The organism is Lacrimispora xylanisolvens (assembly GCF_002934545.1).
Lineage (GTDB): Bacteria > Bacillota > Clostridia > Lachnospirales > Lachnospiraceae > Lacrimispora > Lacrimispora xylanisolvens.
In genome coordinates, this window is sequence record NZ_PTJA01000006.1 from 208927 (window position 1) to 234218 (window position 25292).

A 25292-nucleotide genomic window follows, 5' to 3' on the forward strand; every position below is an offset into this window, starting at 1 on the left:
TATTATATTGATAATACTTTAGTTTATAGCCGGGCAACTACCAAATACTTGTGTAAATATTTGTGCTGCTTTTGTAATAAGCGCCACAGCAAAACCATTATCTAATACTCCAAAACCAGTCGCATCATCCGCGAACAAGGCAAGGCCGAATGCTGTCAATCCCACAGCACCTACTACCAGACCAGCATTCTTAGCCCATTCTAAAGCATCTTTCGGCAACGCTACTAACGCTTCCTGCGGCTGTTTTTTTCTATCATCATAAGACCAGAAAATCATCCCCGGATAACTTGGATCTGTATGATAATTAATCATTTTCTTTGGATATTTAAGGCTGGGAAGTGAACAATTAAACATACTATTTAAGGAATAACCTTCTACCGCCTTTTCCCCATCATATATTGTCTTATTATTATTTATAGCATTTATATATGCGCCTAACTGTACCTGACCTCTTGTTCTTCCAAATGCAGTATCATGTTTTAATTCATATACTTCAATCTGCCCAGCGGCATTATAATATATGTAGTCTGCGCGGCCTGATCCTGACGGTGTGGAATACCCTGACCCATTTCCTTTTTCTAATCCATCCGGTATGAGTGCTTCCGGAACCAGCCCTGGGCAGCCGGTCATTTTAGTTTTTAAGGTTTTATGGGCATCACCACCTTGCTCCATCAGTACAATCCAATACTCTGATTCATTCCCTAAAAAATCAATAAAATTTAAAGGTGAATTAAGACAGTATATATAACTATTTAAAGATGAAGAACTGTCAAGATACCCTTTTAGTATATCTTCTCCACCAAATCTTCCAATCTCCGGGATATACTCTCTCGCTTGTGCGAAGTAGGTGCCGCTCACCTCATCTGCCAAATATCCGGTATAGGAAAAAGGCTGTTTTTTCCCAGCATTTCCATACATATCACAACCAAATTCATCATATCCATAACATTCTATATCGTTTCCGTTATGCCATTGAAATCTGACTGGGCTTCCCATCTCATCTAAAAGCGCAAAACTTTCTAATCCCCCTTCCTCCATACCTTCAAGAAATTTTCCCCACAAATAATTTTGACGCTTCCCCCCACTTTCTGCCGCAAGCAAATCATTATAATCTTTTGTCATATCAAGAAGATATTCCGTCTGGCTGCTTTTTGCTTCCAGAATTTTTTCTGTCTTCCCAACTCTTCTGCCCAAACCATTATAAACATAACAGCTGCTTTTTTTACCAGAACCAGATGCAGCCATGCTCAGCCTGCCAATGGCATCGTAAGTATACTCATGTTCTATTGTGCTATCGTTCCGGATTTCTGTCAAGTTTCCTCTTAAATCATAATCGTATATGTGTCTGATTCTGCCTGTTTTCTGGATCATCTGATCCGCAGCATTATAGGAATATTCAGTTTTTTCTTTCCCTTCCAGCATTACTGTCCGGTTATTAAATGCATCATAAGCATATTCCCGCAGTGTCTGTCCATCCTTTTCTACAGCGGCCATCCTGCCATTATGGTCATAATGATACCTGTATTTCCCGCTTTCTTCCGGTACTCCCTTTCGATATTTCCGAATTTCAGTTTTATTCTCCATACGGTCATACGTATACTGGTAATTTTCCAGTACTGTATCATCCTTTTTATGAATAAGTTCAGTCAGTCTGCCAGCGTGGTCATAATTCCAGAACGTGGTGAGACCGTTATTGCAACTTCTTTCTGATAATCTTCCTGACTGGTCATATTGATAATTCACACGCCTACCTCTGCAACGAACTTCCTTCATACGCAGCAGATTGTCATAGGCATATTCTGTCCGGCTTCCATCAGGATAGACAATAGCTTTCCTCTCATCCAGGTCACCAAACTCATAAGCTATACTTTGCCCTCGATGATCCGTTATCTTCTGTATTCTTCCAAAACTGTCATACTCGGCAATAGTGATTCCAAGCCAGTCTTTTACCTCCTTAAGCTGCCGGAGTGGATCATAGGAGTATTCTACTTGGTCTCCATTATCATAAGTGATGCTCTCAATCTGTCCGTCAATGGTGTAAGAAAATGAAGTACAGTAGCCATCCCGATCCGTTTTTCTTAGTACGTTTCCGGCAGCATCATACTCATATTGTTCCTTATTTCCCAATGGATTCGTCACGGAAAGTATCCGCCCGGTCAAATCCCTCTCATAAAACGTCAGATGCAGGCTATGTTGAATTTGATTTAGCTTTATGGCCTCCTCCAGTTCCATGTGACGCTCAGACTGGTTCCCTGTTCGGAATACCACAGTTACATTACCCAAAGGATCATAACCATATCTCGTAAGATTCCCCTTTGCATCTTCCACGCTCATAAGCCTTCCAGCCGGAGAATAGCTGTACTTGGTTGTATTTCCATTGGCATCCGTAACGGAAGTTATATTCCCAGTTGTATCATAAGAATAGGATTTTTCCTGACTGTCACTGCTTTTTATTGATATTATGCGGTTCTGACAATCATAGTAATAACGAATACGGTACCCCTCACTATCCCATTTTTCCAATATGTTCCGGTTTCCATCATAAATATAATTCTCACCTTTTCCATCAGGATAATTTACTTTTTTTAAAAGACCTCCGGGATAGTATTCATAAGAAGTCGTCCTTCCAATTGCATCCTTAACAGATATCGGTTTGCCCATTGAATTATAACAAAAGGTAGTTATGTTACCACGAATATCAGTTTCTTTAATTTTCCTTCCACTTGCATCATACTCCATCTGTTTCCAATTACCAGCCGGATCTATGATCCGTGCTAAGTTTCCAGCAACATCATATTCGTAATGAGTTACCATGCCAAGTGAATCCGATTCTTCTATTACTCTGCTTAATGCATCATAATGGTAATTAATAATTTTACCTCTTACATCTTTTATCTGCACTTGGTTTCCGCAGGCATCATATGCAAATTTCGTTTGCCCCCCTACTGCATCTTCATGTTGAATCAGTCGGTTGGATTTATCATAGGTAAGGTGTATTTCTCCTCCATTGGGCAGTTTTACACTAATCGGATTGCCCATTTGATCATACTGATATTCCGTTGTATTCCCTTCTTGATCCTCGTATCGTTCCGGACGGTTGCAGGAATTATACCACATCTTTTGTGTTGACCCATCATAATCCATGATGGCAATTACCTTTCCGCTTGGATTATATTTGTACTCTTTTTCATATCCCATAGGATTTATGGTTTTAACAATATCGTTCTTTTCATTATAAAAAAATTTGGTTATGTTTCCATTTCCATCTGTTGTCGAAGAAACTCTGTTTAATATGTCATATTCGTACTGGATCATATTTTCCATTGAATCAATCATACAGGTTACGTTTCCTGATGAATCATAGCACAGCTTTTTCTTCGAACCGTCCGGATATAAAATACTTTCCAATTGTTTTTTATCGTCGTAATTTAAGTGTGTAATATTTCCGTTTGGATTTTCCACTTCCACAAGATTCCCTGATTTATCATAACGTCTTTTAGAACAGGCACCATCCTGTTGCTTTATACAAATCAATTTTCCGTTAATGTCATAAGTCATATTCGTCTTCTGCCCCAAAGCATTGACTACTTGCGTTAAATTCCCCTGGTTATCATATGAATACCTGGTCGTATTCCCATTTTTATCCGTAAAACGAATCTTTTGATTCCTGTCATTATATTCAAATATCTCTTCCCCATCCTCATAAATGGTACGGACATTTCGCATTCGTTTATCACTTTCATAAATGACCAGACTTCCATTCTGCTCCAGCATGTAGGTACGGTTATTTTCATCATCATACCGAAACTCTGTCACACCCCCATCGGGCAGGATCTGCTTTCTTACACGGTCAGCTCCGTCATACTCATTCTTCACTCCCAGTATATCCCGGGGCGTAATAATTCCATTTAGCTTTCCATTCTCATTGTATTCATAGGTATAGGTGTTTCCCATGGAATTGGTAAACCACCGAAGTTTCCCATACTGATATATCAGACTGATCTTTCTTCCGGTATGATCCTCTACATAGATCAGTTTCCTTTCCTTGTTATAGGTATAATTCAGCCTGCCTCCGGTTCCATTATCCACACATTCTAAAAGTCCATCACTGTTGTAAGTAAATTTACGCTTGTTTCCATTCCTGTCTTTCTGACTGTATAGCTTTCCCTCCTGGTCGAACTCATAAACAGTGCCATCTTCCGTCTCTAACTGGTAGCCGTTTTCTGATCTGCTCAGTATTCCTCCGTCTCCCATTACAGGTGCATAACTATCCCCCAGCTTCCGACAGTAAGGCAGTTCCCGGCCGTCTTCCAGAACGATTCCTAACAGTTCTTCCTCTTTGATTTTTATCAGACGGACCCCGTAATTATGATTCCATCCCTCTCCAAGTACCTGCTGGTCTCCGCAATCCATAGCGTTATAGAACAGCTGAAAACTTAACGGCATATTGCCATTTATTACAAGATCCTCTTTTTCATAAATATAATTTCCTGTATTCATATTGATGGGATCTTTGCCATAAACCTGACAAAGCATATTCTTCCCTGCTACCCAGCGGAATACATTCTGGTAACGCTTTAAAAATGCAGCCCAGTTTATCTTCCCGTCATATCCCTGACCTGAAGACACCGGAATAATAACTCCTCCCTTTTTGCAGAGCAGGACAGAGCTCATGCTGATAGCCTCTTCTCCCCCTACGGTTTCTGCCTTTCCGGTTCCTACTGCTGTATTTTCCCATTTATCAACCAGATCCATGAAACCTTCGCACTTGTGGTCCTTTTCATTCTTTCGGCACTCTCCAAAGTACGGGATATTCTCACACGCCTTGCAATCCTTACAGTTCACCTTTTTCTTTCCACCGCTGGTATATCCATGACCGGTTGGAAGTTTAAGCTGGGTAATATTGCTTCCGTTCACACAGAAAAGCTTTGCTCCCTCCACCAGATACTCCTTACTGTCTGCTGCTTTTTGCGCCTGATTAAGCAGCGATCTCGCTCCCTGACCAAAATTCATTTTACCTGCCTCACTCATTGCTTTTTCTCCTCTCTTTCCCCTGTTTCAACCGTTTATTTCAAGATGCTGCTGCCAGATAAACTTACCTCTTTAAGCTTCAGACCAATGCCCCCCGTTCCAGCAGACTTTCCGCTAAATCCATACGAATTACTACTGCACTTTCTGTTCCTGTCCTGACACGGAATAGAGGAACTCCACTAATTTTTTCTCTGTCAAGGACTATCTCCCTCTGTCCGGGACCGGGATGCCTTGCCAGACACTCCTCTTCTTCCAGCATAGGACAGTAATAGGAGGCGCATTCCCCTTTATCCGTGTCAAATAGTACAAAAAACAAAAATGGAATATTTAAATCATATAAAGCCGTCACCTCCATAGCCGGCCTGGAAAGCAAAAGAAATGGCTTAACAATGACATCCGGAAATACCCCGTCCATTCCAAGTTTTGCATTAAGCTGGATGAAAGGTGGCATCTTCTGATACTCGTCCCGGGTCAGCTTCCTTACATCAATGGTCTGGCTCCAGTTTATGATCTGCGGAAAAGGATTTTTATCTCCGTCGGTCAATATAAAATATTTCATTTTTCCTTTATACGCCAAAGGATCTCCCCCTCTCCCTGATATCTTCCGAAAAAGGCAGTAAAATTTTCAGCCTTTACTGCCTTTTGAAAAGCTTCCGTTTCCATGATCTCTCCTGCCAGATCAAAGCACAGCTGACAGACAGCTGCATAGTAATATTCTATACATATCCTGCGGACAGCCTCTTCCTCATACCTCCAAATCCTTGGGTACTTTTTGCGTAAGCCGATCATCACAGTTTCCATATCTTCCTCAAAGCATTCAAAAAAGCATGGAGGCCTCCAGTACAGTTCTGCTGGAGCCGGATCAAAAAAGAATTCTTCGTCATACAGGGATAACCGGAATTCATAGCTTCCGGTATGAAGGCTGGTGTGAAGATAGCAGATTCCCAGTCATGATACTTCTTTCTGCTCATCCACTGCCTGACTGAATAACCGTACAAAGGCATCCACCACTTCATTTCTGTACTCCTTTTTCCGGTATTCCTTTTCAAGTCTCCGGCACTGGGAAGCAAATAGCTCTTCCTCAGCATCTTGGGCGGCTCTCTCCAATTCTTTTAACCGGTCCATCATGATCCTCCTGCCTATTGTACTTTCAGTTCTCCTCCGGTAAATGATATACCCTGATCAATGTCGATGCTGGTTGTCTTCTGTTTTAAATTTACAGATGCAGCACCTCTCGCATCTATTTGGACTTTTTTATTTATTACTATGTAACACTATTCTAATGTCACATTATATACCAAAAATGGTTAAATTTGTGCTAGATGTAACATTTAACCGGCTACATGTAATTTTTGGTAATATTATGTATGTCAAATTTGCTGCAGGTGCAGGTGTGTCAAATTTTTTGCTCATTGATCTGTAAAGTAAAAAATAACAAAGGCACATTCTCAAAATTGAAAATGTGCCTTTGTTGCCCTTGATTTATCAAGTGTCCCGTCCCTATTAGATATAATTTAAGCCACAAGCGATCATGCTTGCGGCTTATTGTTTAAGTGGAGATAGTGGGATTCGAACCCATGCAAATGAATAGACAAAACATTAGTAAATGCCGGGATTCCTTATAAAATCGAGGTTTCTCGGCATTAGTATTTATTTTGACAGACAAATATTTACCATAAAAAATAAGTATTTATAAGGTTATGCAACACGAAATGCAACATGAATTATTAGTGATTCAATACAATATTAATTTAATTTAGATATTTAATATTTCGCAGAATTGTATTTAACTCTCTTAATGAATCTTGATATTTTTCTTCGACATAAGCATAGTTATATCTATTATCTTTATCTAATTGTTTAAATGATTTACTTTCATTAATGCATGATGTAAATGCACTTATTATATCAGTCAAAACTACTCTAAAAGTGGTATATTCCCCAGGAATATTTCCTAAAATTTTTGAAACTTCTGCTTTCAATTCAACATAATAATCAATTTCAGTCTTGCTACCACGAGCATTGGGTAATGCCCCACTTGCTATATTATTAAATTTTTGAGCCATTTTTTCTAACTGAGAATATACTGGCTCTAATAAAATTAGGTCATTAATACTTTTTATGTGATTTTTAAGTTTATCAATTGTTTTATCCATTTCTTTCTTATTTATTCTTGATTGATAAGCTGCAAATCCACTTAAAAGTGCACCTAAGGCTGATATCGCTGCAAACAATAGTTCTAAATAATTAATCATTATTTTTTTCCTTTAAATATTGATATTTTTTCATATCACCATATAATGCAGGAAATACTTCCTCCCAACGGCCATCATCCATAAATGCCTTAGCCAAACTTTCACAAAAATGATATTCAATTGGCATACTTCTATTAAAAGCTTTATGTTCTCCACCAAAAATATCAGTTATCATTTTTTCGAAATTATGATTTAAAATAGCTTCGCTTTTATTAAGCTTGTTCCTCATTTCATCCATTATATCCATTATTTTTGCATACTGTTCACGCGACACATTATAATCCAACAAAATACCATTTACATTTGTATCCACCCTCAAAAGTTCTTCCCTAAACTCCAATTGCGAAACTCGCACTTCTAATTCTTCATATTTTTTTATTAGATCTTGAATATCCATGCATAAACCTCCTTTTATATTTCCACTTTTTTTCTTTAAGTTTATCATATCTATACAGGAATTCAATATAATTTAAAATAATAATACTGTAGTTTTGGACAACTTCTATAAATTAACAGAAAAAGCCCTAGTTTCCCAGGGCTATTTCATCAATCATTATATTCATTCACTTCAAAGTTTGAAATCTGTTCGTAAGCAATATAATCTTTCCGAGCTGTGAACGAAGCTTTATTATAATCCTTTTCAATTGCAAAGGTTGGGCTTGACGCTGCTTTGCTGTTATACCATGTTACAAAGTCATTTATTTTGTCTGCAGTCATTTCGTATTCCTTCCGTTCGCCGGTTACCATAGTAATAACAAGAAGAGCTTTATTACCGGTTGGCTGATCAGTGGAAGCTTGTGGAGTGGCTGAGGCTTCATTGGAATTCCATCCTTCGCTGCCGTTGATGATTGCCGTTACAACATAATAGTAAGTAGTTCCATTCGTAACGTCTGTGTCTGTATAGGTAGTTCCCGTTATGCCTGTGGCTATTGTTGTATATGGGCCTCCTGCAGTCGTGGAGCGCTTAACAGTGTAACTTGTTGCGTCTGTCACCGTATTCCATTTCAGATTAACTTTAGAGTCTCCCGCTGTGGCTGTAGCCGGGTCATACACCTCTGTTGAATTATTTATTCCACCTATCGCATATATTTTTCCATCTATTACTTCTGTTTGAAATTGTTCAGTATTTGAAACACGAATTGTAGACATTGATGCCAATTCCGTCCAAACAGGTTCAACTTCATCAGCAAAAGCAGTAACCTGTCCTATAAACATTACACTAACCAACATAAAAATAACCGTTGCTATTCTAATCAATAATCTATTATTCATACAATGTACCTCCAAAATTTATCTTTTGTAATTATTGTTGTTATTAATATTCTAAATCAATAAATAAAGTGCAGAAAAGAAAGCCATTTGAATGTAACAAATGACTTATAATTTTTTAATATAATCGATTATAGTATTCTGGGATTTCAGCACTTGATTTATGTTTTAGAATGCATTTATATTATCATCTTGTATCGATCTGGACAATTGGTAACCTTGCCAAACAAATTTAGCACTATTTCACTAATCCAGGATACTGCAGCACTCCATCCTGATCTGGTGTGAGCTTCACTGGCTCCGTGATCATCTTACCATCAGAATCCACGGCATAGATCTTTCCGGAATTTTCAACCAGCTGTGACTGACACATGGCTCCGTCGGGTCCCAGGTAATACCATGCGCTGTTATACTGGTACCAAGTATTAGTGACCATAATCCCTGCAGCATTAAACCAGTACCACTTGCCATGATCCTTTACCCAGTCATTCCGCACACACTCCCCTGTATCGCCATAATAGAACCGCCAGCCGCCGTCCTTTTCTTTCCAGCCAGATTTCTTTTTCTCAAGAACTTCAGGAACCCATGTCTTCTTAAAGGCCTCCGGACTTGCATAAACCTTTTTGATCCCACTCGTTGAACTGCCCCAGTCTGGAAGCTGGAAGTGAGGCTTATCAACCGGGGACTTCCAGTTTCCGCCCCACTCTAAACCTATGTTTACACCAATCGCACCAACTCTCCCGAAGAAGTTCCCGGCTTCGTTATACGCTCCCAGTCCGTCATTCCGGTAAATGTCAAAAGCTGTCCCCCACTGATGGTAAGAACTGTATGTACTGCCTGGTGCGTTGGTTACTTTATTTCCGGGCTTAGTCCTGCCCTGAGCATAAAGCGCATCCTGTTCTTCCACAGTCCGGTAAGTCTCTCCAATGGCAATCTTTAAGCCCTGCTTATCGGACTCCGCTGTCAGCTTGGCAGCCAGAGCCTGCAGGCGTGGGTGACACAATGTTATATCTCTCATATTATTTTCCTCCAATCGAAAAGGACCCAGGCTTACCCAAGGTCCGTAAAATTTTGTATTAATATAATTATTCTTTATTTTTAAACTCATTCTCTATAATTTTAATAATAGTTGATTCTTTATTTTCTTCCAATCCTTTTGCCAATTCTATAGTTGTTAAAAACTTTTCTTTACTGTTAAGTGAATCATAAAATCTATTGATTTGTTTTAGGGTACTATTATATATTGAAAGAAACAGAACAGCTATGAATTCACTGATTATCCCTGAGATACCAGTAACAATGCTTATGGTTTCGCTATCTTTATTTATAATTCCATTTAATATAGCAAAACAAATCAAGCTTAATCCAATTATACATGCAAGTATTGAAGAAACAAATGTAATGTTAGCTTGTTTTTTGTTTATTGAATAATACTCAGCTATTTCCTTTAAATTTATACGCATAATATCCATTGCAGTTTGTGCATTATCTATCTTCTTTTTATATTCTGTATCATAATTTATATTTATACCAGTATGAATAGACATATTTCCTTGAAGAAAATTAAAGATTCTTTGGGTATCTCTTTTTATGACAGGAAAAACCTTCTTTATGGTTATATAATATACTATTATTGGTAAAACATTTTGAAGAATATAAACAAAATATTGTATTTGCGTAGTATCTATTCTCATATCATCAAAGAAATACATTAATGTCATACAGAAAAAACCAATCATACGATCTGTAAACAAGAAAATCATCAACACCATGATATACGGAAGCAAATCAAGTGAAGATTCTTCATGTTTGTTTTCATTTTTTTCCATAATACCCCCACACTTTAAATATTTTATATTAATATATCATATAATAAACTCTACATCAATTACATGTAATTATTTTATACAATTACTATAATTTACTCAAATAACCGCACCTTTCTAGAGATGCGATTATTGTTTATTAGTGGGTAGGTATATTTATCTATGTTTTGCCCTTTGATATTAAATGCAGTATTGTGACATTACATCCGTTGCGACAGTCGCAACAGCTCAAGTGTTATCTGGCAGCTCGTCTGTGTACTGTGTAAGGAACTTCTTCACTGTCTCCCACAAGCGCTTTACCGGCAGACCGCACAGAGTCATGTTTTTAAGAATACTCACCAGCTCATATGCTATGTACAGAAGTCCGAAGAACTCCGCCACCCCAATGCCACTAACCGGCAGATATGATCGGACCGCTTCCGGAATGAAGCCGATCAGGTTAAGATGTACAATCCGATCAAGTATCAGTAGGAACGCAAGGGAAGCTACCATGGAGATTTTCCGGATTGCTCCATCAATTCCGAAACAGCTGTTAAATTCATGCTCTTTAATCGCTCTGATACAGCCGAAGCAGGTGTCCATCACTACTGCCAAAATAACAAGTTTTATAATCGGGCTTCCCCATGCCAGGGCAAGCAGTTCTGTAATTCTATCCATTTCCATTTACCTCACTCTTTCTTAATTTTTCGTTTTCAGAATCTCTTGTTTTTCTGATTCAGTAATCCAATTCTTAATTACCGCATTAGTCAGCATCGTAGCCGTAAGTGGACCCTTACCACTGTTATATAATCTCATTAATGTCTCAAACATAATTAACCCTCCAGCCCTGATAAAATCAACGTGTCGACTGTTGCTCTTAAAGATTTGATTTCCTCTGCCTGTGACTGTATCTTATCCTGAATGTTTGGTGTCCGGTACTCAACGATCACCACGTCTTCCAGGGCTTCCACGTTGCTGTATACCGGTTTTCCCTCATCATCAGTCCCGGTCTGTTTCTGTTCAATCCTTACCGGGAAGTCACTTTTCAATTTCACTTCCCCCGTATATACCAGATCCCCACGCTGCCACTCTTCTACTCCGTCAGCTGTGTATTTTGTGATGGTGCTGTTTTCTGATAGGTTTTTATGTATATCATTAATCATATTTGATCCGATAATAATGGCTACCGTTGCCGTTTCTCCATTGGATAGGTGTAGACTGCAACTGCCGTTTGCAATGTTGTAGGTTTTATCTCCTACTTTGATTGTTTCTTGATTCATATTTCATTCCTCCTTTATGAGTTTGTTATATATGTGCAACTTAATAAATATACATTTCCTGCTGGCAAATCGTACGCAGGTGATAGATATATTCCGCTACCATAAAGTTGTACATAGTCGAATTGATTTTGAGCATGTGCTGTGACAGCCGTACTTGCTGTTGCTGTAGGAAATCCATTTATTGAATATTGCGTATGTGCGCTTAAAGTAGCGGTTAAAGAGATAGCTATATTCACTACTACTTGTGCTATACCTCCATTGAGATTACCTATCCTATAGTATCTCCCACTTATATTCGCCCATGTACATGATAGTCCTGATACAATAAGATCAGCTATTTGCGTACCATTTTCAAAAAAAACAGAACCTCCAGTATCGGCTATTCGTGTCCCCTGCGGTTGTATCCCCATGGTCTTTATAATAGATCCGGAGGCGGAATAAAGACTATTTGTATTTCCTGAAGTATTCCCCCAATAAGCCGAAGTGCCAACACTCTTATATGCCCGTAGGGCATTCATATGATTTGAAACAATGCAGTTATATACTTGAAAATCACTTTCAGCAGCATATATTCCAGAATTATTAGGAGCATTTCCAACTATGTTGCAGTATTGAACAATTAAAGCTTTATTGTTATATGAATCTATTCCTGCTGAGTTAACTGTTAGAATATCAAAACCTACAATAAATACGTATGACATACACTGGGTTACAAGAATTTTATTAACCTTACACAATGTGGATATTGCTGTGATGTGGTTACTGTAAAGCCTGACAACTCCGTTAGTAAATCCCGCAATAGTTACATCCTCTGAATAAGTACCATCTGCTACGTAAATAATACATTCACGTGTTCCCAGATCTTTTGGAATAATATCAATAGCATGTTGTATAGTCTTAAATGGATTTAACTGGCTTCCATCTCCCGTCGTGTCAGATCCCGTATTGGCAGATACATAAAGAGTGATATTACTGGTAAGAGGTTTTATGTATCTAAGGAACGTCAACGTTTTCCCTAAAAACTGCTTAACACTCTCACCCGCTGTCGGGATCGGATATTTATCCTCTACTGTATCCAGATTTTCAATTACTGTTTCTGATATGTCCCCTCCGTTGACATCCACCTTCAATCCAAGTCTGGTCAGTATCTTACTGTACAAATACTGCAGCCCTTCATAACTGAGGTATTTCATATTGCTCCCTCCTTACTGTCGATCTCATCTATTTCATCATTCGTTATAACACTGTTCACAATTCCATCGACCAAGGCCTGTGCCCATACCGTTGCCCCGGCTGTTCCCAGTACTCCCGTGGTGTCAGCCGCTTCAATCCCTGTGAGTGCTCCAGGATTAACCTGCCCAACATAAGAGGCGGCTCTGTCGGCTTCACTTTTCGCCCTATTTGCTTCTGACTGCGCCTGACTTGCATAGTTACCCGCCCCCTGCATATAGGTTTTAGCGTTGGCTTCACTGGTAGAGGCTTCACTGGCTTTTTGAGTTGCCATAGCGGCTGCCGCTTCCGCTATGTCTGCTTTATCCTTGGCAGACTGTTCACTGGTTGCTGCAGCTGTGGCCTTCTGGGTGGCAATTTGCGCACTTCCTGCGGCATTGGTTTCAGAAGCGGAAGCGTTTGCTGCCTTCTGCTTTGCTATATTTGCCTGCTCCGTGGCTATCTGTTCACTGTTTGCCGCAGCCTGAGCATTCTGACCGGAAGTTGCAGCGTTTAACTTCACCTGCTCATAGTAATACTTGGCGTTATCTGTTTCACTTTCCGGAAAGTCTTCATCACCCTCTGTGTACCGCTTTGCATTCTTTTGATACTGCAGGGCAGCGTCACGGGCTGACTGAGCGTCCAGCATATACTGACGAAACTGTGTCTGTATGGCAGAGTCAAGTTTCTCCATTGTGACAGATCCGTCTACAATGACCGCCTTCATGATCCGGTCGGTGATCGTCATGGAGATCGTGGCAGTGCTTTCCACGGAATAAACGAACCGCGTCAGATCAATGACTTTTTTTGTTCCGTCCGCCAGTGTGAGAACTAACTTATCATCGTCTGTGATATCAAAGTTTGTTACAACCTTTTCAATATCCAGATCATAGGACTTTACAGAACCGTTTAGCAGCGTTACGGTAAGTATTCCGGTATCAGTATCCAGCGTCACATCTTTTACCATGGTGTTTACTATGGACTGATCGGCTTTGTTTGCATCAATCTGTACGATCCGGTTATCAGCTTCCTTGATACCATTTTCTATTTTCAGAAGGTGGGTGCGGTTTACTGCTGTCTTTTGAGATGGCCAATTCTGCCAGTCTGTGATGTAATAATATGGTTGATAAGGCATTAACCCTCTCCTCCTTTCTTCTCAGGATCCGGATCCTTGATTTCTCCAGGTGTTCCGGAATCTAAAATTTGAGCAATAACAGCTATGCTCTTAGCGCTTTGAACTCCGGTAGAAATAATTCCGTTTAGAAGAGCGCCGATCTGTGCAATCTGATCCTCTGTGTAAGTAATTACTTTCTTCAATTTTTCCTCCTTTCTGCACACAAAAAGAGCGGGGAAATTAATCCGCGCTCTGTGTAATAGTTTTATTTAGTTATTGAACCCAAACGCCATCCGATCCAACTGTATAACCGTCTGGGGTTGTGGTGTCGTGGAGCATTCTGCTAAAGTTATCGAAATAGTACCACTTACCATCAATTTCAGCCCATGTGTTATATTTTGTTACACCATCAGCTCCAAGATAATACCAATCATCCCAAAATTGTTTCCACTGATTTATTTGGCGTTCTCTATTATCATCAAGATAGACCCATACCTGAGTATCCTTTGGCCCCGTAATTTGTGACATACCCTCTCCAAATGCAAGAAAGGAAAAACAAATACTGATAATTAGAGAAACTGTTATTGTTTTAAATATTTTCATTATCAATTCCCCCTTTACCTTAGTTTAATTCCTTTCCATTTTAAAGTCAAGTACGCGAAAATTTAATAGTCCCAATTGCTTATACCTACAAATCGCCTTAATTGGTTTAATCTCAAATATATTTGCTTTAGCATAGCCAAGTTAGTCATTCCTTCAGTCCAAGGATCATCAAACTGAATATCGCCACAATACACTCCACCTACATATATATTTCCTGTTCCTTCTAGTCTAATTCCCGTCACCCCTCTCCCTCCCAGGTACAATGATGCAGTTTTGCCAACATTTCCTGGACTACCCTGAGGAGCATCTTTAACGTCTAGCATAAACCAACCATTATTAGACCTTAATAAATTTGCACCATCTGCACTTGTATAAAAATCCCCGAATCCCACAGCGCTACTGTTTGCATAAAATGTTTCAGAAGACAAAGCACCGGAAAACACCCCATTAATAGCAACGATGTTCCGGCAGGTCAGCTTTCCATCACTGGTCATACTGGAAAAGTCTGAGGTCCATGAGAATCTGTTTCCTCTTATATTTACTCCACCGCTTTCAACAGAAATTTCCGCTGATACATCACCCTTACTTACCTTTGCAAGAATCTGATCAGCTGTAACTTTAAATTGTGCTTCTGTGTACTCTTTTAAATTCTTTACAGATAAATTAATTTGATCCGCTGTGAGCTTTAATGACGCCTCTGCCTGCGTTGCCCTGGTTACCTCCTGAAGGATCTGCTCCGCTGTCTGAACAAACTTTGATTCAGTTTCTTCTTTTAAGTCCGATAATCTGACAGAGACTTCTCCCACAGATTTTTTAATAATAGCCGTCTTTCCTTCCAGCTGAATAATCTGAGTCGGAATTCCAAAGCTTTCCTTTCGTTCCCTGGTACCGGCAGCTTCAAACGTGTCCATCATTGCCTGAATGCCATTTATGGTACGTTTCAAGCAGTAGGTTTCTATCACATCATCACTGGTGTAACAGATAATCCCATCCCCGGGCTCTACCCAGGGGAGCGCCTGTGTTACAATCTTGCAGGGGCGGTATACCTTTCCGGATATTTGGTCATGTACTGTGATGGCTATATTAAGCAGATCCTCCGCCTTTTTACCAAATACAAGGAAATTCCCCTGTATGGTATATGCGTTGGTTCCTCTGCCATAGGAAGCACCCACATCCCCCTCTTCCTGCCTGATCTGAACCTTATCAATGCCGTAGGTCAGAAAGTCTTCATAGGTAGTCCCTGACGGATTATAATGGGACAGGGTTTCTCCTTCCAGCTGAGAGGGGAATAAATCGTCTGCTGGATATAGTTCCTCTGACGGGAAGAGTCCCGACGATCCCAGGAAGACATACTTAAATCCTCCAGTAATGTCAATCTGACCAAAACAGCCGTTTATTTCACAGATCGCTTTCATGGCATCACGCCCGGACAGCTTAGATGGATCAATGGATCTTGTTACCTCCATATCGTCAAGGGGAAGTATTATATCCCGCTGCCGGATCCCAATGAATTCACACAGGGAATTACGATATTGTTTTAATGTCATGGGAAAGGTAAGACCGCGGTACCAGGCTGACACATCAACATCAAAGTTCAGCATACGGTCATAGGCTACGATCTTTCTAAGCCTACGGTCTGCCTGTCGTTCAAAACTGTTTACTTTGTAAATTCCAAGCATCATCTCATATCCGCCAACTTCTACGGATAGAGCAAATTCTTTACCCGTAACGTCCATTGTTACATCTGCCACAATGATTTCCACTCTTGCAGCACAGCATTCCCCAAAGGTCAAAGACTGGGTGTCACAGATTGACTGTGTGAGTATAAGCGATTCATAATTAATCTGATCCGGTCCAATAAGAAGTATGGGTGTGTCATCAACCGGGAATAAATCATCAGCCGGCCAGACATCTTCACCGGGATAAAGCAGGTCAATGGTTCCATCATAAAACCGGAGATTTACTTTTCTTACGGTTTCCTCTATGCTGTTACTTCTTCGATATAGCGCTTTTATTTCTTCCGGTATGTTAAGCATTTTACCTCCTTAATACTCAATCATGGCAATTCTTACGGGCTTATATCTGATATCCCCGCTTATCTCATCAATATCATAAACGTCGAATTTCAGATCCGGGCTGTAAAAAGTCCCGGTCTGATAACCACCGTCCAAATATTCAAGAGTATATTCATCCCGGTTGCGAAGAATATTTTCAAGTTCTGCTTTGTCGCTTTCATGCAGCAGTTTTGTGTTAAACTCAATTTTTGTTACTTTATGGGGCAGTATGTTTCGGTGAAGATAGCCAGTACTGTCCCGGTAGGAATCCTTATCCTGTCTCTGCCTTGGCGTAATTGAAAAAGTCCCGAACGCAATTAATTTGTTCGGGAAGATAACTCCATTCACTTTTAATAAGTACCCCTGATAGGGCATAGGCATCACTCTCCTTTTACTTTAATATACCATTCCAAGCTGCTGGCCAGTGTTCTGCCTATAATCATCTGCACCTGATTTCCACAAGTCCACAACATCAGACTTATTTACTCCAGGCTTGGCAAGAATGGCTCTCAGCAGTTCGTTCTGTTCTCTCAATAACTGATTCTGTTCCGCATTGGCTACAGTAACCGCTGTTGCGATTCCATCAGTGATCTGGTCATTGTTTGCAACCGCTGTACGGCTTCCGATCCGTCCGACAAGCTCAGGACCGGACTCTCTGGCCAGGAACATTTCTCCGGTAGTTGGATATCCTCCGGAGGCAAAAGCCGGAATCTGAGGAATCGTGAAAAGCTGGAACGATCCTCCTTCAATCACAGTCTTGCCAGCTATCTCAACGCCGTCCCACTGAAACTTCATCTTTTCATTTAGCCAGTCAATGAACTTATTGAATAAGGATCTGGCGCCGTCAATCGCATTACGGAAAGTGGTTGTGAACGCTTCCGGTACCTTTGACATGATTCCCTTCCACTTCTCCAGGGTGAACCATGGGCTTACTTCCTTATCCCACCAACCGGTAATGTCTGTTTTCCAAGCTCCCACCGTTTCGTCCCAGGTCTTTTTTAGCTGTTCTTTAATCGTCTTATATAAGTCACCCCATTTCTGGACAGTAAACCAGGGAGCGATATAATTTGTGTACCACTCATTTAAAGCAGTGGTCCATTCGCCAAAGGTGTTTTTAAATCCCTCAACGATTCCCAGTAGGATATACCCTCCATATGGTTTCATGGATTCCGCAGGGGAGTGGATTCCAAATACGCTGCAGATTCCCTCCACGATCCAGTCCAGAAGATCCCCGATCGGTTCCAGGAGATAAGCAAAGGCACCACTGATTCCAGCGCCAATACCAAGAAGGATATCTGCGCCTATTTGATACCATGCCTGATTTCCTGAGAATGCTCTTTTAAACGCGTCTTCTGCAGTCTTAAAAAGGCTCTGCATGGTATCCCAGTTAAATATCTTATCGCCGATGATCTTAAGAATACTCTTCCCGTCAATCTCAATGCCATTTAAAGCACCTATTATTCCGCCTACAATCGCACCGGCAAGAGTACCAAGTCCGGGTACCCAGGATCCCACTACTGCTCCGGAAACAAGTCCGGAAATTAAATTACCAAAGAATTTATTCACCCAGTCAGGAAGGAGTTTTTCCAACGCACTGTTAATCCACCCAAGGATCTCTACTACAATTACCTCAAATGCTGCCGATCCGCTTAATCCCTGTGTAAGGGCTGAAAGACCGTTTCCAAATTTCAATACCGATGTAAAAAATCCGGATATCTTAGGGAAGTATACCGCCAGAGCTTCACCAAATGTCCCGGCACCTGTTTTTATCACCAGAATCATTTCTGCAAAATCTTTAAAAAACTTTACTACTCCTGTAATTTTAGGAAAATAAACAGCCAAGGCTTCCGAAAAAGTTCCAGCGCCTATTTTAATGACTGCTATCATCTCAATGAAATTTTTCAGTACAGAAATAATCTTAAGACCTGAAACAAAAGTGATGAATGTTTTTATTGAATCAAGAACTTCCGTTATTGCCTTAAACCCGATTAATGCAGTTGCAATTACTCCCAGGGCATACCCGATTCTCTCCGCATTATCTGGATCAATAGAATTTAAAGCTTTCGCTATAGCATTTAACCCACCGGGAACTACTACATTAATAAAACCTGCGCCAACGTTTAGTAAATCATAGAAGAACTTTAAAAGCCCTTCTCCTACCTTTTCTGCAAAGGGTTCCAAAGCTCTCCAGAAGTTTCTAAGTGCTTCATTGATTACCGGCCAGTTCACCTTCATGAGAAAATTATTGACTGCATCCGCAAACATGGGGATACCGGTTCCAAGAGTCCATTTTCCGATAGGTACTAAAAACTCATGGTAAAAATCTTTTAGTCCAGTCCAGACAAAGGTTCCAAACTTTGCAAGACCTTCATTCCACAATCGTTCCAGTGCTACCCTGGTAGGCTCTGCTGCTTCTTTTATGGAATCCACTAAGTCCTTAATTTTTTGCGCTGACGCTTCCAGCGCGGGATTAACCGTAACACCTGCAAACAGTTCACCATTTAGATTCCCTAAGTCTGGGACAGCTCCGCCACCAGCCCCTCCGTCTTTTCCATTACTGGAACTTAAGTTGTTAAGCTCATCAAATGCTGACAGCTGCTTATTCATTTCCTTGGCAGACTTAGCGGCGTTTCCAAGGTTATCCGATATCGCTCCGGAAGATCCTACTGCATTTTCCATGGTGTCAGCCACACCATTTCCGTTTCCGCCCCTATCTCCAAACAATGCAGAAGTAAAGGCTTTGAAATAGTTTGCCATCGTCTGCAGCTTAGATAGTACGACATTGATCACCTGAATCACTGGTGTAAAGGCGTTTATAAGCCCCTGACCAACGGTAGCCTTTAGAGCATTAAACCGCTCTGTCAGAATACGGACCTGGTTTGCCCAGCTTCCTGATGTACGGGCAAAGTCTCCATTTGCAAAACGTAGTTTGTCCTGCACAAAGGCGTATCGGAGTGCAACTTTTTCCGCCTCTGACATTTTGGCCGTTACTTTACCGTATCCATTTTCAAGAGCCCAGGCATCAAGGGCAGCCTGTGTCATAACAACACCAAGATCTTTTAACGTTTCGGTCTCACCGGTGAATACGGATTTTAACTTTGTAAACGCCTCTGACTGACTTGTATCATAAAAGGATGCCACATCCGCAGCCAGACCGGTAAGGGTTACGCCCATGGAGGCTGCTGATTCTTCCGAGAACTTAAATCCCCTGGCCATGGAGGCGAATACTCCGGCATAACGCTTTGCCGATATTTCCGACATGCCGAACTTTTCTATCGCATTCTTGGCAAAGGAATCAATTCGATTTTCCATGCTGGGGACTGCCTGTTGTATGACGTTATCTACCTCAGCCAGCTGCGAGCCTAAATCAATACACGACTTACCAAAGGCGACAATGGCGGTAATGCTAAGAACGGCAGCCACCACTGCAGCAATCTTTTTAAATGAAGATGCCATCTTTGAAGTCTGCCGCTCCACATGCGCTGCGGTATTTGTTGTCTGCTTTTTTACCTTCTCCAGTTCGTCACGGTAAGGCTTTGTATATGCCTCTATGATAACCTGAAGCTTTTCAAGCGTCATGCCTTCCAGCTTTACCACCTCCCGTCCTGGCATGGTTATGGCGGTGTGCAAAATCTATCATTTGTGCCTTGTACACCGCCAGATCGTGCTCCTGTTTCTTTTTCTCAAAATTCGTGTCCTGTGATTCAAATAGCTCCGGGAAATAATCCCATAACTCTAAAAGCTTCGTATCCTTTGAGCCATTGACAACAAGGCTTACATACTGAGCAATATCCTGTGCCAGAAAATGCTTTTCAACCAGCCTTTGCTTTATTTTCTTTTGCTCTTTCCGTTCAAAGCTTTCCAGGGAATCCTGAATCTCTGCCAAAGAAAGATTCCAAAACTGCTCTGGACTGAATCCGCAATCTAATGCGACCGGATAAATTTCATATATAAAATCCGATAAGGTTTTATTTACATGACGTCCTTTACTTCCTCCAGCTTCCGATCCATCTCCGTCTGCTGGTCCTCCGAGAAAAAACCGGACACACTGTAAATAGGCATGAGTACGTCAGTCATAAAGGAAAGCTGTGTCCCGCCCTCCTCGCAGTACTTATCAAACATTTCCTGTACATCGGTATATTTGACTCCATGCTCCCAGGTCTTCATAGCTCCCTGCGTAATAGAGAGCATAATGGCCAGAGGTGGCATTCCTCCTGAGTTTTGCAGGATATTTAGAAGATTACACTTATATTTATCTTCCAGCTGACAGATCACGGAAGTGGTCAGCTTTAACTTATGTTCTTTTCCGCCCACGTTCCAGTATGCAAAGGGCGCGCGTTTCTTTTTCATTGCTTCTTCCCCATTTACTGAGGGTTCAACTTTTACATTTTCTTCATCTAAATCATAGTTCATTATGTATTACCTTCCTTTCTTTAAGCTGGATCTGAGACTTCTATATCTGTCTGCAGACCGAGGGTGAGCGTATATTCAATGGCTGCGTTTACTCCGCCACCTCCGACCTTTACGCTGCACTGTGCATCAAAGTGAAACTTCGTTCCGTCCGGGAATGTCTGTTCAAAAGAAACCGTTTCCTTGGCATCTGACACAGTTCTCAATTTTCTGTATGAAGAATTTTCTTCATTCTCCCACTTGAACTTATAGGCCAGATCTCCCGGATCGCCAATGCCAAGCTCCGAGTGTTTCATCTTATCGGCCAGTGTCGTATTATCTACCTTCTCCGGATCCACGCCAAGCTCTGGAACTTCCTTCAGTCCTGGCAAATCTGAATAGGTGCTTTCTCCCTTCTTTTTCATTCCAAGGGTTATACCATTTGCTAACATTTATCTGTCTCCTCTCTAATAGCTGTGATAGACCTGTTTGGTCTTTACATCAATTACCATTTCATATCTCATCTGTTTATGCTTTAAGCCACTGGGATCCTCTACGTCCATGCACTGAATGCGTTTAAGGCCCAGAGCTGCTATGGCCTGATCAACAGCAACTGCTGCCGCTGATGTGCTTTTCTTCGCCCAGATATCAATACGATACCGGCAGTACGCCTTTTGCTCTTTCATGTCCGTATATTCCATGACTTTGTTATCCTCTTCCATGTACTGGATTGCAAGATCTTTTTCCCAGTCTCTTGGATAGAAGTCCGTCACATTATCTGTGACAGTACAAAGAGCTGCGTATACTTCATCTTTTACATTAATCAATCCTGAACCGCCTTTCTAATTTCTCTTGCCAGATAATTCTTTATATTACGGGTTGCCCGATCCTCATTGTTTTTAAGAGCAGGATACATAAACGGCTGCGCGGCCTGACCGGAACTCTGGTAAAATCGCCCCTCTGGGGTATCGATGTAAAACATATGGTACTTTTCAGCGGTGGCTGCATCAATCTGGCTTACATGGATCCACCAGGGGGATTGTGTGTAGGATTGAGAAACTTCAGGAGATATTCCTGCATGATCTGCCTCTCCCTTCGGACCGGTGCCAAATTCAACATAAGGACCATGTTTCTTATTGGTATAAGCTGCTCCGATCACTTTCTCATCCTGCCTGTAAACAGAAGTTTTAATGCTCTGCCGCAATTCCCCGTCATTGACCGGACACAAAAGCTTTGCTTCTCCCTGCACCATTTTAATGGAAGCCCCTACTGCTTTTTCCAATCCCGGACCCGTAACACTGCTGGTCATGTTGTTATACTTTTTCATGAGGCTATCAAGCCCCTTTATACTACCTGTCATAACTTCTCCAATTCCATGTACAACTGCCGGTATGGTCGAATTGCTATGATCTTATAATCCGGATCTGATCCTCCTGGAACGTAAACACAGAACCCATCACCTTCACGAAATGACTGAGATCCCAGGAGATAGCTGACACGACCTTTTTCATCAGTTTCTACTTTATACGCTCCATCAAGCCGACAGTTACGGATGTAGGAAAGCTTTTGCCCGTACATTTCCGCCTGCAGTTTCCCTCCGGCGGGCCAGATCTCAGCTGTCACAGGCTTTGCTTCCCCATACTCAATATAGAAGTTTCCCTCATTGTCTTTCTTGGCTTCTGCAGGTCTAAGATGATACTGTTTCAATCGGTTTCGTTTTAGTCTCATAAGTCCTACCTCCTACCCGTATCAACCGATACCGGTCCAGTGTTCCGTAAATATGTTTTGGGGCATCTTCAAAGCTGTAGCTTTCCCCACCTTCACTCCGGCCAGATTCTCCCTCTGTTCCCATACGGTTTAAAGCGATCACTGCCAGATCCCGGACGGTCTTTAATAATGCTGGGGGCAGCTCTGTCCGGTTGGTGTAGGCAAGAACGTATTCCTTTGCATCTTCAAGCAAAAGGGAGAGCAATTCTGTATCACTCTCCCCAGTCAGCTTTTTCAGTTTTTCAAATTCTTCCACCTACATCACTTCCTTTAAGACAGCCAGGAGATCTTCTTTTCCAAGGGAGGAAGTACCCTCAATCCCCTTTTCTTTTGCAAGTGCTTTTAATTCAGGAACCGTCATGTCCTCCAGGTTCTTTTCCGGTTCTGGTATATTTTCGGGTTCCGGTACCTTTTCTGAGTTGGTGAATTCTTCAGGATTTACTTCGGTTACTTCATAATTCTCCACATCTTTTAGGCAGATTTTAATTACATCTTTGTTGGAGCATTCCTGAATAAGTTTTGATTTTTTATTTCTAATAAACATAAAAATCCCCTCCTTATTTCTTATTTGCCGTCATAACGGCTACACACTTACGCTGTAAGATTTTAGCACCATACACATGTAAGCCTTTTACGGCATCAGAGAAACGTTTTTCCGGACGGTACGCTTCTGTTTTCAAAATCTGTTCTGCATAGGATCCTGCTTCATTGGTCCCTGCAATGATCTTATACTTTGTTCCGGCAGTGTTTGGCACATTATTAGATAAACTAACACGTAAACCGGCAGCTACACCAACTTCTCCACCTTCCAGGATTGCTTTATTATAATCCGTTCCATTCCCCACAAAGCGCTTATCTTTTAGTAAAAGCCCATGATACCACGCAGGAATAACCGCCCAACGCCCTTCCATTGGCACATCTGCCTCTGTCAGCAATGTAGCAAGATCTACAAGAGCGTCATAAGCATCTTCAGCGGTTGGAACAATAGGTGTAGTATCACTTCCAAGTACATTGGCAGCATCTACACCGATGTACAGCAAATTAGCGGCAAAGCGGTCCGTCACATCGTTCATACCATAGGCGGCTCTCATCATGGCCTTATCCATCAGCTTGGGATTAACCTGTGCCGCATCTACATCATCGATTCCAAAGTTAAAATACTTTGCCTGATCGATTGTAAGGGTGAGCTGATCCCCGCTTAATTCGTCGGGTGCTTCAATATCGGCGCCCTTTGCATAGTCCTTGATCTCCACATCACCGATCTGATTGATCTTTACCGTGTCACCAAAGTTCTTAATCTCTCCTTCATAATCACGGTTAAGAAGATTCGCATATACATGTTTCTTGTCCAAATGTCTTAATAATCTGGCACTCCAGATTGTAGGAATAAAATTAGTTACTGACATAAATTAATTACCTCTCTTTCATGATTATTTCCAATCTTTCATGGAATTGGAAATTGCTTCCCAGTTTTCATTGATTTCTTCTGGGGTCATAGTTGCTACCTGTTCTTTAGTGTAAGCAGCTGTCTGAGTAGCCTTTTTAATTGGTGTTCCACCTTTCAGCCGCTCCTGAATTCCTGCTTCCAAGGCTTTCTGGAAAGCTGTTTCAATTGCTGTAATGGATTTATTGCAGGAATCAGCATCTGTATAATTGAGGACTTCCGCAAGCTCTACTGGAAGCTTCTTCTCTGCCAGGGTGTTCTTTGCTTCTGCCATAAGCTCACGGCGTGTGATAGCAGATTCACGGTCCAGTAGTTCTTTCTCCTGCTTCTGGCGCATGTACTCAGTCTTTTCCTCTTTGTTCATCTTGGAAAGCTTCTCCGCCTCGGACAGCTTATCGTCCATCAGCGCAGACCATTTTTCCTTGGCTGTTCCCAGGGCTTTCTGCACACGGCGGTCAAACTCCGCCTGATAGCTTCCTTCTTTCAGGATCTCATCAAAGGTTTTTGTTTTGGGAGGATCCTGTTCTTTTCCTGATCCATCTCCACCAGCACCACCTTCGCCAGATCCTTCTTTTCCCGGTTCACCTGTTCCGCTGCCTTCGCCACCTGCAGCGCCGGCTCCGTCACCATCATGACCAAAGAAATGTAAATTAATAGGGTATAAACTCTTTTTTCTCATCTTATCTTCCTTTCCGCCCCGTCCCGTTCTTCTGCCCGGACCGTTGCTTAAACATAAAAAATAACACCCAGGATTACCTGCGTGCTTCTAAGCTGTATCGTTCAGTAGGAGGCTTCACCCCGCCGCCCAGAGGGAGATTGTGGATCACCTCCTTTCTGTTGCGATATCGCAACTTTTGGGTACAAAAATACCATCGGTCAATTTACTCACCGATGGTATCATTTCTGTTCCATTATTTTGCTTGCTTGTTCTTCGGTCACTTCATAATATGAATCATACACTGGGCTGTCAGGAAATCTAAACTGTGCCATAATGCCAGTTCTCACCCAGCCTCTTTCTTTATCATACTTAAAACTCTTGCGACCTTCGGAACGAATAAGGGTCCCTCTATGC

The 25292-nt window shown here is 41.3% G+C and carries 28 protein-coding genes; all 28 read right to left on the reverse strand.

Annotated elements, in window-relative coordinates:
- Positions 1 to 18 precede the first annotated feature (18 nt).
- Positions 19 to 5031: a DUF6531 domain-containing protein gene (locus tag BXY41_RS13030; protein WP_104437287.1), complete on the reverse strand. Its 5013-nt coding sequence runs from the start codon at positions 5029 to 5031 to the stop codon at positions 19 to 21.
- A gap of 79 nt (positions 5032 to 5110) precedes the next feature.
- Positions 5111 to 5608 (reverse strand): hypothetical protein, encoded by a 498-nt coding sequence (locus BXY41_RS13035; protein ID WP_104437288.1) that lies wholly within the window; start codon positions 5606 to 5608, stop codon positions 5111 to 5113.
- The gene (locus BXY41_RS13040; RefSeq protein WP_104437289.1) at positions 5587 to 5832 is read right to left on the reverse strand and encodes a hypothetical protein; all 246 of its coding nucleotides are present in this window, start codon (positions 5830 to 5832) and stop codon (positions 5587 to 5589) included. The genes BXY41_RS13035 and BXY41_RS13040 overlap by 22 nt, the downstream gene beginning before the upstream one ends.
- 147 nt (positions 5833 to 5979) lie before the next feature.
- Positions 5980 to 6159 carry a hypothetical protein gene (locus BXY41_RS26570; RefSeq protein WP_146088577.1) on the reverse strand — a complete coding sequence of 60 codons (180 nt, stop codon included), beginning with the start codon at positions 6157 to 6159 and terminating at the stop codon, positions 5980 to 5982.
- Between the two features lie 623 nt (positions 6160 to 6782).
- Entirely contained in the window at positions 6783 to 7286 is a 504-nt protein-coding gene (locus BXY41_RS13045) for a hypothetical protein (protein ID WP_104437290.1), read from the reverse strand.
- A complete protein-coding gene (locus BXY41_RS13050) occupies positions 7279 to 7683 on the reverse strand; it encodes a DUF1878 domain-containing protein (protein ID WP_104437291.1) in 405 nt (134 codons plus the stop codon). The genes BXY41_RS13045 and BXY41_RS13050 overlap by 8 nt, the downstream gene beginning before the upstream one ends.
- A gap of 149 nt (positions 7684 to 7832) precedes the next feature.
- Complete coding sequence (locus tag BXY41_RS13055; RefSeq protein ID WP_104437292.1) at positions 7833 to 8558, reverse strand: kelch repeat-containing protein; 726 nt, start codon at positions 8556 to 8558, stop codon at positions 7833 to 7835.
- 235 nt (positions 8559 to 8793) lie between these two features.
- The gene (locus BXY41_RS13060) at positions 8794 to 9573 is read right to left on the reverse strand and encodes a M15 family metallopeptidase (protein ID WP_104437293.1); all 780 of its coding nucleotides are present in this window, start codon (positions 9571 to 9573) and stop codon (positions 8794 to 8796) included.
- A gap of 67 nt (positions 9574 to 9640) precedes the next feature.
- Positions 9641 to 10384 (reverse strand): TRADD-N-associated membrane domain-containing protein, encoded by a 744-nt coding sequence (locus tag BXY41_RS13065; protein WP_104437294.1) that lies wholly within the window; start codon positions 10382 to 10384, stop codon positions 9641 to 9643.
- 225 nt (positions 10385 to 10609) lie between these two features.
- Positions 10610 to 11038, reverse strand: coding sequence for a phage holin family protein (locus BXY41_RS13070; protein ID WP_104437407.1), 429 nt, complete (start codon positions 11036 to 11038; stop codon positions 10610 to 10612).
- 155 nt (positions 11039 to 11193) lie between these two features.
- Positions 11194 to 11640: a hypothetical protein gene (locus BXY41_RS13080; RefSeq protein WP_104437296.1), complete on the reverse strand. Its 447-nt coding sequence runs from the start codon at positions 11638 to 11640 to the stop codon at positions 11194 to 11196.
- A gap of 14 nt (positions 11641 to 11654) precedes the next feature.
- Positions 11655 to 12833, reverse strand: a complete 1179-nt coding sequence (locus tag BXY41_RS13085) for a hypothetical protein (RefSeq protein ID WP_104437297.1) — start codon at positions 12831 to 12833, stop codon at positions 11655 to 11657.
- Complete coding sequence (locus tag BXY41_RS13090) at positions 12830 to 13984, reverse strand: hypothetical protein (RefSeq protein ID WP_104437298.1); 1155 nt, start codon at positions 13982 to 13984, stop codon at positions 12830 to 12832. The genes BXY41_RS13085 and BXY41_RS13090 overlap by 4 nt, the downstream gene beginning before the upstream one ends.
- Positions 13984 to 14166 carry a hypothetical protein gene (locus tag BXY41_RS13095; protein ID WP_104437299.1) on the reverse strand — a complete coding sequence of 61 codons (183 nt, stop codon included), beginning with the start codon at positions 14164 to 14166 and terminating at the stop codon, positions 13984 to 13986. The genes BXY41_RS13090 and BXY41_RS13095 overlap by 1 nt, the downstream gene beginning before the upstream one ends.
- 70 nt (positions 14167 to 14236) lie before the next feature.
- Complete coding sequence (locus BXY41_RS13100; RefSeq protein WP_104437300.1) at positions 14237 to 14566, reverse strand: hypothetical protein; 330 nt, start codon at positions 14564 to 14566, stop codon at positions 14237 to 14239.
- Between the two features lie 62 nt (positions 14567 to 14628).
- Positions 14629 to 16602, reverse strand: a complete 1974-nt coding sequence (locus BXY41_RS13105) for a hypothetical protein (protein WP_104437301.1) — start codon at positions 16600 to 16602, stop codon at positions 14629 to 14631.
- Positions 16603 to 16611: 9 nt separating this feature from the next.
- Positions 16612 to 16995 carry a DUF6711 family protein gene (locus tag BXY41_RS13110; RefSeq protein WP_104437302.1) on the reverse strand — a complete coding sequence of 128 codons (384 nt, stop codon included), beginning with the start codon at positions 16993 to 16995 and terminating at the stop codon, positions 16612 to 16614.
- A 21-nt stretch (positions 16996 to 17016) separates the two neighbouring features.
- Entirely contained in the window at positions 17017 to 20217 is a 3201-nt protein-coding gene (locus tag BXY41_RS13115; protein ID WP_242980196.1) for a phage tail protein, read from the reverse strand.
- Positions 20189 to 20506 (reverse strand): hypothetical protein, encoded by a 318-nt coding sequence (locus BXY41_RS13120; protein ID WP_242980197.1) that lies wholly within the window; start codon positions 20504 to 20506, stop codon positions 20189 to 20191. The genes BXY41_RS13115 and BXY41_RS13120 overlap by 29 nt, the downstream gene beginning before the upstream one ends.
- 86 nt (positions 20507 to 20592) lie before the next feature.
- Entirely contained in the window at positions 20593 to 21033 is a 441-nt protein-coding gene (locus BXY41_RS13125; protein ID WP_185140358.1) for a DUF6096 family protein, read from the reverse strand.
- A gap of 20 nt (positions 21034 to 21053) precedes the next feature.
- Complete coding sequence (locus tag BXY41_RS13130; RefSeq protein ID WP_104437305.1) at positions 21054 to 21461, reverse strand: phage tail tube protein; 408 nt, start codon at positions 21459 to 21461, stop codon at positions 21054 to 21056.
- 15 nt (positions 21462 to 21476) lie between these two features.
- A complete protein-coding gene (locus BXY41_RS13135) occupies positions 21477 to 21836 on the reverse strand; it encodes a hypothetical protein (RefSeq protein ID WP_104437306.1) in 360 nt (119 codons plus the stop codon).
- Positions 21833 to 22369: an HK97-gp10 family putative phage morphogenesis protein gene (locus BXY41_RS13140; RefSeq protein ID WP_104437307.1), complete on the reverse strand. Its 537-nt coding sequence runs from the start codon at positions 22367 to 22369 to the stop codon at positions 21833 to 21835. Before BXY41_RS13140 ends, BXY41_RS13135 begins: the two co-directional genes overlap by 4 nt.
- Positions 22366 to 22737, reverse strand: a complete 372-nt coding sequence (locus BXY41_RS13145) for a hypothetical protein (protein WP_104437308.1) — start codon at positions 22735 to 22737, stop codon at positions 22366 to 22368. The genes BXY41_RS13140 and BXY41_RS13145 overlap by 4 nt, the downstream gene beginning before the upstream one ends.
- Complete coding sequence (locus BXY41_RS13150) at positions 22697 to 23032, reverse strand: phage head-tail connector protein (protein WP_104437309.1); 336 nt, start codon at positions 23030 to 23032, stop codon at positions 22697 to 22699. Before BXY41_RS13150 ends, BXY41_RS13145 begins: the two co-directional genes overlap by 41 nt.
- A complete protein-coding gene (locus tag BXY41_RS13155; protein WP_104437310.1) occupies positions 23033 to 23320 on the reverse strand; it encodes a Rho termination factor N-terminal domain-containing protein in 288 nt (95 codons plus the stop codon).
- A gap of 13 nt (positions 23321 to 23333) precedes the next feature.
- Positions 23334 to 24182 carry a phage major capsid protein gene (locus tag BXY41_RS13160; RefSeq protein ID WP_104437311.1) on the reverse strand — a complete coding sequence of 283 codons (849 nt, stop codon included), beginning with the start codon at positions 24180 to 24182 and terminating at the stop codon, positions 23334 to 23336.
- Positions 24183 to 24206: 24 nt separating this feature from the next.
- The gene (locus tag BXY41_RS13165; protein WP_104437312.1) at positions 24207 to 24899 is read right to left on the reverse strand and encodes a DUF4355 domain-containing protein; all 693 of its coding nucleotides are present in this window, start codon (positions 24897 to 24899) and stop codon (positions 24207 to 24209) included.
- Between the last annotated feature and the right edge of the window lie 393 nt (positions 24900 to 25292).